The following is a 12349-nucleotide window of genomic DNA, read 5'->3' on the forward strand; positions in this document are numbered from 1 at the left end:
GCGGGGATTGTACATGATGGGGTGCGGCAATCCCCAGAAATAAAAAAGGCCGGATAATCCGGCCTTTTAGCGTCAATGCAATCTTACTTCTCGTGCAGACCGAGTTTTTTCTCAAGATAGTGGATGTTGGTGCCACCATTCTGGAAGTGCTCGTCGCTCATGATGCGCATCTGCAGATCGACGTTGGTTTTGATACCGTCGATGATCAGCTCCTGCAGGGCGTTCTTCATGCGGGCAATCGCCACGTCACGGTTCTCGCCGTAGCAGATAAGCTTACCGATCATTGAGTCATAGTACGGCGGTACGGTGTAACCGGCGTAAATATGAGACTCCCAGCGCACACCAAAGCCACCCGGCGCGTGGAAACGCGTGATTTTACCCGGGCTAGGCAGGAAGGTATTCGGGTCTTCGGCGTTAATACGGCATTCTACCGCATGGCCTTTCACCACAACTTCTTCCTGTTTGAGGGACAGAGGCTGGCCTGCAGCGATACGCAGCTGTTCTTTGATCAGGTCAACGCCGGTGATCATTTCGGTAACCGGGTGTTCAACCTGAATACGGGTGTTCATCTCAATGAAGTAGAACTCGCCGTTTTCGAACAGGAACTCAAAGGTACCTGCACCGCGATAGCCGATGTCGACACACGCTTTGGAGCAACGCTCGCCGATGTAGCGACGCAGTTCCGGAGTAATGCCCGGTGCTGGCGCTTCTTCGACCACTTTTTGGTGACGACGCTGCATGGAGCAGTCACGTTCTGCCAGATAGATCGCGTTACCCTGACCGTCAGCCAGCACCTGAATTTCGATGTGGCGTGGGTTTTCCAGGTATTTTTCCATGTACACCATGTCATTGCTGAAAGCCGCTTTCGCTTCAGCTTTGGTCATGGAGATGGACTGCGCCAGTTCAGCATCGCTGCGCACAACGCGCATACCGCGACCGCCGCCGCCGCCGGACGCCTTGATGATAACCGGGTAGCCAATGCGTTTAGCATGAGCACGGTTAGCATCCATGTCGTCGGTCAGCGGGCCGTCAGAACCAGGAACGGTTGGAACACCGGCTTTCTTCATGGCGGTGATTGCAGACACTTTGTCGCCCATCAGGCGGATGGTGTCGGCTTTCGGGCCGATGAAGATAAAGCCAGAGCGTTCGACCTGCTCGGCAAAGTTGGCGTTCTCAGAGAGGAAGCCGTAACCCGGGTGAATAGCCACCGCGCCGGTGATTTCAGCGGCACTGATGATAGCCGGGATATTCAGATAGCTTTTTACGGACGGAGCCGGGCCAATACAGACCGTCTCATCCGCCAGCAATACGTGTTTTAAATCACGATCCGCGCTTGAGTGCACGGCCACGGTCTTGATGCCCAGCTCTTTACAGGCACGAAGAATACGCAGTGCAATCTCGCCGCGGTTGGCGATAACAATTTTATCCAGCATGTGCGCCTCGTTACTCGATGACGACCAGCGGCTCGTCAAATTCTACCGGCTGACCACTTTCGACCAGAATCGCTTTCACGGTACCTGACTTGTCAGCTTCGATCTGGTTCATCATTTTCATGGCTTCAACGATGCACAGGGTATCGCCTACATTGACTTTCTGACCCACTTCGATGAACGCTTTCGCGTCCGGGCTCGGGGTGCGGTAGAAAGTACCAACCATTGGGGAACGTACGATGTGACCACTGATTTCTGCAGCTGCTGCAGGTGCGGCTTCTGCTGCTGGTGCAACGGCTGCGGCAAGCGCAGGCTGTTGTTGCATCATCGGCGCAGCGTAAGCTTGCTGCATTACCGGGAAGCTAGCGGCTGGGGCTGCACGGCTGATGCGTACAGACTCTTCGCCTTCAGAAATTTCCAGTTCGGAGATGCCTGATTCTTCAACCAGCTCGATCAGTTTTTTAATCTTACGAATATCCATGAGTGGGTTCCGTACTCTTGTTTAGTGTGATTGTGACAGGCGTTTTACCGCTGTCTGTAAAGCGTATGAATAACCGTCCGCACCCAGTCCACAGATTACGCCAGCAGCGATGTCTGACAGATAGGAGTGGTGGCGGAACGGCTCACGGGCGTGCACGTTGCTCAGGTGGATCTCGATAAACGGGATATTCACCGCAAGCAGTGCGTCGCGTATAGCAACACTGGTGTGCGTAAACGCGGCCGGATTGATCAGGATATAGTCCACATTGTCTTTAGCCTGATGAATACGGTCGATGATTGCGTACTCCGCGTTAGACTGAAAATGATCCAAATCCACATCCAGCGAGGCTGCTTCCGTACCCAGACGGTTAACAATTTCGCTCAATGTCAGCGTGCCGTACTTCTCTGGCTCACGGGTTCCGAGCATGTTCAGGTTCGGTCCGTTTAAAACTAAGATCTGGAATTTATCAGCCATTGTGCCGCTATCTCCTGCGATTCTCCGGTAAAAAACAAAATATACCTAAGAAGCGCGATTGTCACCTTTTCAGAGGCCAAAAACCCCTGTCAGGAAAACCAAAGTCGCACATTATAACGATTTCGTAGCATTTAGCAGCTAAATACTGGTCTTATCAGGGAAGATTATCAACCGCATTCCGCAAAAGATTCGCGGTTGATAAGTAATCTGCGGGAAAACGCACAGTTTCGCGTACTATCGGAACCACTGGCGGAACTTCTTGTAACGCCACGCTAAAAGCGCCACGGCCAGCAGCGCGTAAAGGATTGGCTGCGGGGATAAGATCTTCACTGACCATAGGTAATGAATGGGAGCGAGGATCGCGACAAGATAGACGACGTTGTGCAAAAGCTGCCAGCGTCTGCCCATTTTTCGCTGTGCATACTGCGTGGATGTCAGCGTAAGCGCCAGTAAAATCACCCAGCTCACGATACCCAGCGTCAGATAAGGGCGAGTCACCAGTTCGCGACCCAGCAGCGCCAGATTGTTAATACCCAACTCCAGCAGCGCGTAGCTGGTTAAGTGTATCGTTGCCCACGCAAAGCACCATAGCCCTAACAGGCGGCGGGTGCGTATCAATAATGGCTGCTTAGCGTAACGCGCCAGCGGTGAAACCAGCAAGGTTGCCAGTAAAAATTTCAGAGCCATCCTACCCGTAAAATGCTGGATATCCTTCGCCGGATCTGCGCTAAACGCACCGTGGCTGACGGCCCAGAAGAGCCAGATAAAAGGAAGCAACCCGGCCAGGTGCAGCAACACCTTCAGCCAGGTTATCTGCTTTGCGGTTAAGCGCACTTAGAAATTCTCCCGTAAATTCAGCCCTCGGTAGAGCGATGCCACTTCATCCGCATAGCCGTTAAACAGCAGCGTCGGCTGACGCTTCACGTCCAGCGCGCCGCCGGCGCCAATAAAGCGCTCCGTGGCCTGCGACCAGCGCGGATGGTCCACGTGCGGGTTCACGTTGGCAAAAAAGCCGTATTCGCCCGGCGCCGCCAGGTTCCAGGTGGTAGGCGGGCGCTCGCGGGTGAGCTTGATGCTGACGATGGATTTGATCCCTTTAAAGCCATATTTCCACGGCACGGTCAGGCGGACAGGCGCGCCGTTCTGCGGCGGGAGCGCTTTACCGTATACGCCAACGGTCAGCAGGGTGAGAGGATGCATTGCCTCGTCCAGGCGTAAACCTTCGACATAAGGATACTCAAGCCCGCCGCCGATAAACCTGTCCTTCTGGCCCGGCATTTCGTCCGGGGCGTAACGCGTCTGGAAGGAGACATATTTTGCGTTGCTGGTGGGTTCAACCATTGCCAGCAGCTTATGGAGCGGGAAGCCCACCCAGGGGACCACCATCGACCAGGCCTCAACGCAGCGCATGCGGTAGATGCGCTCTTCGAGCGGGAAGCGCGTGGTGAGATCGTGATGATCCAGCGTCAGCGGCTTCGCGACTTCACCGTCAATCTTCAGCGTCCAGGGATCGGTTTTCATACTGCCGGCGTTGGCGGCAGGATCGGCTTTATCAAGGCCAAATTCGTAGAAGTTGTTGTAGCCGGTCACTTTATCTTCCGGCGTCAGCGCCAGCGTGTTTTGCCATTGAGCCGGTTTCGTAAAGGTGAGCGGCGCGCCCGACGGCGCTTTCGGACGGTCGTTGCCCTTAAACCAGTCGAGCAGGTCGGCGTGAGCCGCAGGGGTAAGCGTCAGTGCCGTGGCGCTGATGCCAAGCATCTTCAGGATCTGGCGGCGCTGTAGCATAAAGACAGATTCGGACGTTACGTCGGCTTCCGTCAGTTTTGGGGTTTTCATGGCATCCTCCGTCAGGCGTTTTTCTAAGCATGACGGAGGAGAAGGGTTAGCGCGAATATGTCACGAAAATTTGAAGATTACGCCACTTTCACCAGCGCACGGCCGTGGAACTGGTTGTCCATGATCTTGCTGGCATATTCAGGAGCCTGGCTAAGGGTGATTTCGGTTGCGCTCTGCGCGTAAAACGATTCCGGCAGATCGCGCACCAGACGTTCCCAGGCCATCGTGCGGCGCGCTGCCGGGGTCATCACGGAATCGACACCCTGCAGGCGGACGTTGCGCAGGATAAAAGGCATCACGGTAGTCGGCAGGGCAAATCCGCCTGCCAGACCGCATGCCGCCACACAGCCGCCGTAGTTCATCTGCGCCAGCACTTTCGCCAGCACTTTGTCGCCAACGGTATCGACCGCGCCGGCCCAGAGCTGTTTTTCCAGTGGACGGGTTTCGGCAAACTCTTCGCGCCCCAGAATCCGGTTTGCGCCCAGCTGGCGCAGATAGTCATGGGTGCTTTCGCGGCCAGAGACGGCGACGACCTGATACCCCAGCTTATGCAGCAGCGTTACCGCGGTGCTGCCCACGCCACCGCTGGCACCGGTAACCACGACCTCGCCTGATTCAGGACGGATGCCGGCATCTTCCAGCGCCATTACGCACAGCATGGCGGTAAAGCCCGCCGTACCGACGATCATCGCTTTGCGGCCATCCATACCTTTTGGCATCGGCACCAGCCAGTCGCCCTTAACGCGGGCCTGCGTTGCCAGTCCGCCCCAGTGGTTTTCGCCTACACCCCAGCCGGTGAGCAACACCTGCTGTCCGGCATGGAAACGAGGATCTTCACTGCTATGCACGTGCCCAGCAAAATCGATCCCTGGAATCATTGGGAAATTTCGGATGATTTTACCTTTGCCCGTAATGGCCAGCGCATCCTTATAGTTCAGACTTGACCAGTCGATATCGACGGTCACGTCGCCTTCGGGCAGACGGCTCTCTTCAACGGCTTGCACCGAGGCAAGGGTTTTACCGTCCTGCTGTTCTAAGATCAAAGCCTGCATACGGGATCCTCATTACTCTGATTGGAAAATAATTTCTGAAGACTATACTCGCAGAATGAAACGTTATGCCGATTTAACGCAATAAATTGCCAGATACACCAGCTTTGGTAGTATGTCGCATCTTAAATGCAAGTTAGCGCTTACTCGCTACCCCATCAACCCACGGAGTAATCTCAAGGATGCGATTAACGACGAAATTCTCAGCGTTTATTACCCTGCTGACGGGACTGACGATTTTCGTCACGCTGATTGGCTGCTCCCTGAGCTTTTACAACGCCATCCAGGACAAACTGGTCAACCGGGTACAATCCGTTGCGTCGGTGATTGATACGCGTCTGATTACCACCTCGTTCCCGGAACTCTCCCGCGAGCTGGATGAGCTGATGGTGCCCGTTGATATTGTGCAAATAGACATTACGCAGGGGCAGCACAAGGTCTTCAGCCATGTACGCCAGAGCAGCTATCGGCCCGCAGGGGCGGTGAATCAGTACCGGGACGTGACGGTTCATTCGCTTAAAAATCCTGGGCTTGCGATACATATGGTCTACCTGGACCCTATGGCGAGCTACTTCCATTCGATGCTGACCACCGCGCCTCTTACCCTTGCCGTTGCATTCATTATTGTGCTGATTTTTCTGGCGGTTCGCTGGCTGCGTCGGCAGCTCTCCGGCCAGGAGCTGCTGGAGACCCGCTCCGTGCGGATCCTCAACGGCGAGCGCGGCCCGCAGGTGCGCGGCTCGGTCTATGAATGGCCTTCGCGCACCAGCAGCGCCCTGGATGTACTGCTCTCCGAAATCCAGTTTGCCAGCGACCAGCGTAGCCGCATGGACACGCTAATCCGCTCTTACGCCGCGCAGGATAATAAAACCGGCCTTAATAACCGTCTCTTCTTTGATAATCAGCTGGCCACGCTGCTGGAAGATCCTGAAAAGGTGGGCACGCACGGCGTTGTGATGATGCTCCGCCTGCCTGATTTCGATCTGCTGCGCGACACCTGGGGCCGGCGCGTGGCGGAAGAGAACCTCTTTACCCTCATAAACCTGATCTCCACCTTTATTATGCGCTATCCGGGGGCGCTGCTGGCACGCTATCACCGCAGCGATTTTACCGTGCTGCTCCCTCATCGCACCCTGAAGGAGTCGGAAAGCATTGCCAGCCAACTTCTCAAGGCCGTAGATGCGCTCCCGCAGAGCAAAATGCTCGACCGTGATGATATGGTGCATATTGGCATCTGCGCCTGGCGCGGCGGCCAATCGACAGAACAGGTGATGGAACATGCCGAAGCGGCCACCCGCAACGCCGTGTTGCAGGGCGCGAACGGCTGGGCGGTATATGACGATTCCCTGCCGGAAAAAGGGCGCGGGAACGTGCGCTGGCGTACCTTGATTGAGCAAATGCTGAGTCGCGGCGGGCCGCGCATTTATCAAAAACCGGCCGTCATGAAAAATGGCAATGTGCATCACCGCGAGTTGATGTGCCGTATTTTCGACGGTAACGAAGAGGTTATTTCTGCGGAATATCTACCGATGGTGATGCAATTTGGTCTTTCCGAAGAGTATGACCGTCAGCAAATTACGCGCCTGATACCGTTTTTATCGTTTTGGCCTGACGAAACCCTGGCATTACAGGTGACCGTCGAGTCGTTAATTCGCCCGCGTTTTCAGCGCTGGCTGCGCGATACGTTAATGCAATGCGAAAAATCGCAACGTAAACACATTATTTTTGAACTTGCCGAGGCAGATGTAGGTCAACACATCAGTCGGTTACGTCCGGTGGTTCGTCTGATCAATGCGCTCGGCGCACGCGTAGCCGTGACGCAGGCCGGTTTAACCCTTGTCAGCACCAGCTGGATCAAGGAGCTGGACGTGGAGCTATTAAAGCTTCACCCAGGGCTGGTAAGGAATATCGAAAAGCGTACGGAAAACCAGCTGCTGGTGCAGAGTCTGGTGGAAGCGTGCAAGGGAACGCAAACACAAGTATTTGCCACGGGCGTGCGCGCCCGAGGCGAATGGCAGATGTTGACAGAGCGCGGTGTTACGGGTGGTCAGGGGGATTTTTTTGCCTCCTCTCAGCCGCTTGACACCAATGTGAAAAAATATTTGCAAAGATACTCTGTTTGACCTGCCGTTTACTTTGTTTTCACGTAGAATATCGCGCCTGTAGCTTTGAGTATGACGAGCAAAAAGCCAGTGAACGACCTTTAACGGGTTACAAATGAAAGTGAGGGACGCACTGTTTACTCAGCCCTGAGGGAATCAGGGGATTAATTTGTAACAAAGGAAACGTACTGCACTAATTTTCACCGTAGCAGATGATTTTTGCGCCTTGTCGCTGCTGCGTGTGGTTGGTAAAGTAAGCGGATTTTGTTTTCCGCCCCAGCTTTCAGGATTATCCCTTAGTATGTTGAAAAAATTTCGTGGCATGTTTTCCAATGACCTGTCCATTGACCTGGGTACCGCGAATACCCTTATCTATGTAAAAGGACAAGGCATCGTATTGAATGAGCCTTCCGTTGTGGCCATTCGTCAGGATCGTGCCGGCTCGCCGAAAAGCGTAGCCGCGGTGGGTCATGACGCGAAGCAGATGCTGGGTCGTACCCCTGGCAACATCGCCGCAATCCGCCCAATGAAAGACGGCGTTATCGCTGACTTCTTCGTGACTGAAAAAATGCTTCAGCACTTCATCAAGCAGGTTCACAGCAACAGCTTCATGCGTCCAAGCCCGCGCGTTCTGGTGTGTGTGCCGGTGGGAGCAACGCAGGTAGAACGTCGCGCCATTCGCGAATCTGCTCAGGGCGCAGGCGCCCGTGAAGTGTTCCTGATTGAAGAACCAATGGCTGCGGCTATCGGTGCGGGTCTGCCAGTCTCCGAAGCAACCGGTTCGATGGTTGTGGATATCGGTGGCGGTACCACTGAAGTGGCCGTCATCTCCCTGAACGGCGTGGTGTACTCCTCTTCCGTGCGTATCGGCGGCGACCGCTTCGATGAAGCCATCATTAATTATGTGCGCCGTAACTACGGCTCTCTGATCGGTGAAGCCACCGCAGAGCGTATCAAGCACGAAATCGGTTCTGCCTATCCGGGTGATGAAGTTCGCGAGATCGAAGTTCGCGGCCGTAACCTGGCGGAAGGCGTTCCACGTGGCTTTACCCTGAACTCCAACGAAATCCTGGAAGCGCTGCAAGAGCCGCTGACCGGCATCGTCAGCGCGGTAATGGTCGCCCTGGAGCAGTGCCCGCCGGAACTGGCATCCGATATCTCCGAGCGCGGTATGGTTCTGACCGGTGGTGGTGCGCTGCTGCGTAACCTCGACCGCCTGTTAATGGAAGAGACAGGTATTCCTGTCGTAGTTGCAGAAGATCCACTGACTTGCGTCGCCCGTGGTGGTGGCAAGGCGCTGGAAATGATCGACATGCACGGCGGCGACTTGTTCAGCGAAGAGTAGTCATTGTGAAAGGGTAGCGCATCGCTACCCTTTCTCTCTGACGCGAGAATACGCATAGCCTATGAAGCCAATTTTTAGCCGTGGCCCATCGCTACAGTTTCGCCTTATTCTGGCGGTTCTGGTTGCGCTTGGGGTCATTATTGCCGATAGCCGCCTCGGTACGTTCAGCCAGATCAGAACGTACATGGATACCGCCGTCAGTCCTTTCTACTTTGTATCAAATGGTCCCCGTGAATTACTCGACTCCGTTTCTCAAACGCTGTCTTCGCGTGACCAACTCGAACTCGAAAACCGGGCTTTACGCCAGGAACTGCTGCTGAAAAACAGCGAACTGCTGATGCTGGGGCAATACAAGCAGGAAAACGCGCGTCTGCGCGAGCTGCTCGGTTCACCGCTGCGTCAGGATGAGCAGAAAATGGTGACGCAGGTGATCTCCACCGTAAACGATCCTTACAGCGATCAGGTGGTGATCGACAAGGGTAGCGTTAACGGTGTCTATGAAGGTCAGCCTGTTATCAGCGATAAAGGCGTTGTGGGCCAGGTCGTTGCTGTTGCTAAACTCACCAGCCGCGTGCTGCTGATTTGCGATGCCACCCATGCGCTGCCGATTCAGGTGCTGCGTAACGACATTCGCGTGATTGCAGCCGGTAACGGCTGTACGGACGATCTGCAGCTTGAGCATCTGCCGGCCAATACGGACATTCGCGTGGGCGACGTGCTGGTCACGTCCGGCCTGGGCGGACGCTTCCCTGAAGGCTACCCGGTAGCGGTTGTCTCCTCCGTGAAGCTCGATACTCAGCGCGCGTATACGGTGATTCAGGCACGCCCAACGGCGGGTTTACAGCGTCTGCGCTATTTACTGCTGCTGTGGGGGGCCGATCGTAACGGTTCCAACCCGATGACGCCGGAAGAAGTTCATCGCGTGGCAAACGAGCGCCTGATGCAGATGATGCCGCAGGTTCTGCCCGCGCCGGACTCCATGGGGCCGCCTGCGCCCGTGCCGGCGCCCGCTACGGGCATAACGGATGCGCCGCCACCGCCTAAAGTCTCGACTGGAGGGCAGTAGTGGCAAGCTATCGTAGCCAGGGGCGCTGGGTTATCTGGCTCTCGTTTCTCGTTGCCCTGCTCTTGCAGGTTATGCCCTGGCCGGACGACATCCTCGTTTTCCGGCCAAACTGGGTGTTACTCATTTTGCTCTACTGGATCCTTGCCCTGCCGCACCGCGTAAATGTCGGCACAGGTTTTGTGATGGGTGCCATACTGGATCTCATTAGCGGCTCTACGCTTGGCGTACGCGCGTTATCCATGAGCATTATTGCGTATCTCGTCGCACTCAAATTCCAGCTCTTTCGTAACCTTGCGCTCTGGCAACAGGCGCTGGTGGTGATGTTGTTGTCGCTCGCTGCGGATATCGTTGTTTTCTGGGCAGAGTTTTTAGTGATCAACGTCTCTTTCCGACCGGAAGTGTTCTGGAGTAGTGTAGTGAACGGTGTGCTCTGGCCATGGCTGTTCCTGCTGATGCGTAAAATTCGCCAGCAGTTTGCTGTGCAATAAAAGGTTTCTATGACGTCTTTGTATCTTGCTTCCGGCTCTCCGCGCCGTCAGGAACTCCTGACCCAGCTGGGCGTATCTTTTGAACGCATCGTTACCGGCATTGAAGAAAAACGTGCTGAGGGCGAAAGCGCTCAGCAGTATGTTTCCCGCCTGGCGCGTGAGAAAGCGCAGGCCGGCGTGGCGCAAACGCCGCGTGACCTTCCGGTGCTGGGGGCAGATACCATCGTTATCCTTAACGGTGAGGTGCTTGAGAAACCGCGTGATGCAGACCATGCGGCGCGAATGTTGCGCAAAATGTCCGGACAAACGCATCAGGTAATGACCGCCGTCGCGCTGGCGGACAGCCAAAACGTGCTGGATTGCCTGGTGGTAACGGACGTGACGTTCAGAGTGCTTACCGACGACGAGATTGCCGCTTACATTGCCAGCGGTGAACCGATGGATAAAGCAGGTGCATACGGTATTCAAGGGTTGGGTGGCTGTTTTGTCAGGAAGATAAATGGCAGCTATCACGCCGTAGTCGGCTTACCGCTGGTGGAAACGTATGAGTTGCTGAGCAATTTTAACTCACTGCGTGAGGGAAGGGATAATAATGACGGCTGAATTGTTGGTAAACGTAACGCCCTCGGAAACCCGTGTGGCCTATATTGATGGTGGCATCCTTCAGGAAATTCACATTGAGCGTGAAGCGCGGCGCGGAATCGTAGGCAATATCTACAAAGGTCGTGTCAGTCGTGTCCTGCCGGGTATGCAGGCGGCTTTTGTAGATATTGGGCTCGATAAGGCGGCCTTTTTACACGCCTCCGACATCATGCCGCACACCGAGTGCGTCGCAGGCGAAGAGCAAAAGCAGTTTGCCGTGCGCGACATTTCCGAGCTGGTGCGTCAGGGCCAGGATCTGATGGTGCAGGTGGTGAAAGATCCCCTCGGCACTAAAGGTGCCCGCCTGACCACCGACATCACGTTACCTTCCCGCTATCTGGTCTTTATGCCTGGCGCATCGCACGTTGGCGTCTCCCAGCGTATTGAGAGCGAAACCGAGCGCGAGCGCCTGAAAAAAGTGGTTAGCGCCTACTGCGATGAACAGGGTGGTTTCATCATCCGCACCGCGGCGGAAGGGATCAGTGAAGACGATCTGGCGTCCGACGCCGCCTATCTCAAGCGCGTCTGGACCAAGGTGATGGAGCGTAAAAAACGCAACCAGACCCGCTACCAGCTGTACGGCGAGCTGGCGCTCGCGCAGCGTGTCCTGCGCGATTTTGCCGACGCGCAGCTCGATCGCATTCGCGTGGACTCCCGCCTGACGTATGAAGCGCTGCTGGAGTTTACCGCCGAGTACATCCCGGAAATGCCCGGACTGCTTGAACACTACTCTGGCCGTCAGCCGATCTTCGACCTTTTTGATGTCGAAAACGAAATCCAGCGCGCGCTGGAGCGCAAGGTTGAGCTGAAGTCCGGCGGCTATCTGATTATCGATCAGACCGAAGCGATGACCACCGTCGATATCAACACCGGCGCGTTTGTCGGCCATCGCAATCTGGATGACACCATTTTCAACACCAACATTGAAGCGACGCAGGCCATCGCACGCCAGCTTCGTCTGCGCAATCTGGGCGGCATTATCATCATCGACTTTATCGATATGAATAATGAAGATCACCGCCGCCGCGTGCTGCACTCCCTGGAGCAGGCGCTGAGTAAAGATCGCGTAAAAACCAGCATCAACGGCTTTTCACAGCTGGGTCTGGTGGAGATGACCCGCAAGCGCACCCGCGAAAGCGTGGAGCACGTGCTGTGTAACGAATGCCCCACCTGCCACGGTCGTGGCACGGTAAAGTCGGTAGAGACGGTCTGCTACGAAATCATGCGTGAAATCGTGCGCGTCCATCACGCCTACGACTCAGACCGTTTTCTGGTCTATGCTTCCCCTGCGGTGGCTGAGGCGCTGAAAGGTGAAGAGTCGCACGCGCTGGCGGAAGTGGAAATTTTTGTCGGCAAACAGGTAAAAGTGCAAATCGAGCCGCTCTATAACCAGGAGCAGTTTGACGTCGTGATGATGTAAGACGCAGTTCGCTGCA

The 12349-nt window shown here is 55.4% G+C and carries 12 protein-coding genes; 6 read left to right on the top strand and 6 right to left on the bottom strand.

All coding sequences use genetic code 11. The annotated features are described in order from the left end of the window. Positions 1-83: 83 nt before the first annotated feature. The 6 genes from accC to acuI all read right to left on the bottom strand — a co-directional run bounded on the left by accC (position 84) and on the right by acuI (position 5273). Positions 84-1433, bottom strand: a complete 1350-nt coding sequence (gene accC / locus E0L20_RS18640) for an acetyl-CoA carboxylase biotin carboxylase subunit (protein WP_131635253.1) — start codon at positions 1431-1433, stop codon at positions 84-86. A gap of 10 nt (positions 1434-1443) precedes the next feature. Further along, entirely contained in the window at positions 1444-1911 is a 468-nt protein-coding gene (gene accB, locus E0L20_RS18645) for an acetyl-CoA carboxylase biotin carboxyl carrier protein (protein ID WP_131635254.1), read from the bottom strand. Positions 1912-1932: 21 nt separating this feature from the next. Continuing rightward, the gene (gene aroQ, locus E0L20_RS18650) at positions 1933-2385 is read right to left on the bottom strand and encodes a type II 3-dehydroquinate dehydratase (protein ID WP_131635255.1); all 453 of its coding nucleotides are present in this window, start codon (positions 2383-2385) and stop codon (positions 1933-1935) included. A gap of 234 nt (positions 2386-2619) precedes the next feature. Continuing rightward, positions 2620-3219 (bottom strand): protein-methionine-sulfoxide reductase heme-binding subunit MsrQ, encoded by a 600-nt coding sequence (gene msrQ, locus E0L20_RS18655; protein ID WP_131635256.1) that lies wholly within the window; start codon positions 3217-3219, stop codon positions 2620-2622. Next, positions 3220-4221: a protein-methionine-sulfoxide reductase catalytic subunit MsrP gene (msrP, locus tag E0L20_RS18660; RefSeq protein ID WP_131635257.1), complete on the bottom strand. Its 1002-nt coding sequence runs from the start codon at positions 4219-4221 to the stop codon at positions 3220-3222. It abuts the gene before it with no gap. Positions 4222-4298: 77 nt separating this feature from the next. Continuing rightward, complete coding sequence (gene acuI, locus E0L20_RS18665; protein ID WP_131635258.1) at positions 4299-5273, bottom strand: acrylyl-CoA reductase (NADPH); 975 nt, start codon at positions 5271-5273, stop codon at positions 4299-4301. A gap of 179 nt (positions 5274-5452) precedes the next feature. On the opposite strand from acuI, the gene csrD reads away from it, so the two are divergent. The 6 genes from csrD to rng all read left to right on the top strand — a co-directional run bounded on the left by csrD (position 5453) and on the right by rng (position 12333). Continuing rightward, positions 5453-7393, top strand: coding sequence for an RNase E specificity factor CsrD (gene csrD, locus E0L20_RS18670; RefSeq protein ID WP_131635259.1), 1941 nt, complete (start codon positions 5453-5455; stop codon positions 7391-7393). A 280-nt stretch (positions 7394-7673) separates the two neighbouring features. After that, positions 7674-8717: a rod shape-determining protein MreB gene (mreB, locus tag E0L20_RS18675; RefSeq protein ID WP_000913396.1), complete on the top strand. Its 1044-nt coding sequence runs from the start codon at positions 7674-7676 to the stop codon at positions 8715-8717. Positions 8718-8778: 61 nt separating this feature from the next. Further along, positions 8779-9783, top strand: a complete 1005-nt coding sequence (mreC, locus tag E0L20_RS18680) for a rod shape-determining protein MreC (protein ID WP_131635260.1) — start codon at positions 8779-8781, stop codon at positions 9781-9783. Beyond that, the gene (mreD, locus tag E0L20_RS18685) at positions 9783-10271 is read left to right on the top strand and encodes a rod shape-determining protein MreD (protein ID WP_131635261.1); all 489 of its coding nucleotides are present in this window, start codon (positions 9783-9785) and stop codon (positions 10269-10271) included. Before mreC ends, mreD begins: the two co-directional genes overlap by 1 nt. A gap of 9 nt (positions 10272-10280) precedes the next feature. Further along, positions 10281-10874 (top strand): Maf family protein, encoded by a 594-nt coding sequence (locus E0L20_RS18690; protein ID WP_131635262.1) that lies wholly within the window; start codon positions 10281-10283, stop codon positions 10872-10874. Continuing rightward, the gene (rng, locus tag E0L20_RS18695) at positions 10864-12333 is read left to right on the top strand and encodes a ribonuclease G (RefSeq protein ID WP_131635263.1); all 1470 of its coding nucleotides are present in this window, start codon (positions 10864-10866) and stop codon (positions 12331-12333) included. Before E0L20_RS18690 ends, rng begins: the two co-directional genes overlap by 11 nt. The last annotated feature ends 16 nt before the right edge of the window (positions 12334-12349 follow it).

The organism is Enterobacter wuhouensis (assembly GCF_004331265.1).
GTDB classification, from domain to species: Bacteria; Pseudomonadota; Gammaproteobacteria; order Enterobacterales; family Enterobacteriaceae; genus Enterobacter; species Enterobacter wuhouensis.

Bases quoted from the DNA above. Each gene is read 5' to 3' on its own strand.
- accC (WP_131635253.1), bottom strand. From the start codon at position 1,433: ATGCTGGATAAAATTGTTATCGCCAACCGCGGCGAGATTGCACTGCGT.
- accB (WP_131635254.1), bottom strand. From the start codon at position 1,911: ATGGATATTCGTAAGATTAAAAAACTGATCGAGCTGGTTGAAGAATCA.
- aroQ (WP_131635255.1), bottom strand. From the start codon at position 2,385: ATGGCTGATAAATTCCAGATCTTAGTTTTAAACGGACCGAACCTGAAC.
- msrP (WP_131635257.1), bottom strand. From the start codon at position 4,221: ATGAAAACCCCAAAACTGACGGAAGCCGACGTAACGTCCGAATCTGTC.
- acuI (WP_131635258.1), bottom strand. From the start codon at position 5,273: ATGCAGGCTTTGATCTTAGAACAGCAGGACGGTAAAACCCTTGCCTCG.
- csrD (WP_131635259.1), top strand. From the start codon at position 5,453: ATGCGATTAACGACGAAATTCTCAGCGTTTATTACCCTGCTGACGGGA.
- mreB (WP_000913396.1), top strand. From the start codon at position 7,674: ATGTTGAAAAAATTTCGTGGCATGTTTTCCAATGACCTGTCCATTGAC.
- mreC (WP_131635260.1), top strand. From the start codon at position 8,779: ATGAAGCCAATTTTTAGCCGTGGCCCATCGCTACAGTTTCGCCTTATT.
- E0L20_RS18690 (WP_131635262.1), top strand. From the start codon at position 10,281: ATGACGTCTTTGTATCTTGCTTCCGGCTCTCCGCGCCGTCAGGAACTC.
- rng (WP_131635263.1), top strand. From the start codon at position 10,864: ATGACGGCTGAATTGTTGGTAAACGTAACGCCCTCGGAAACCCGTGTG.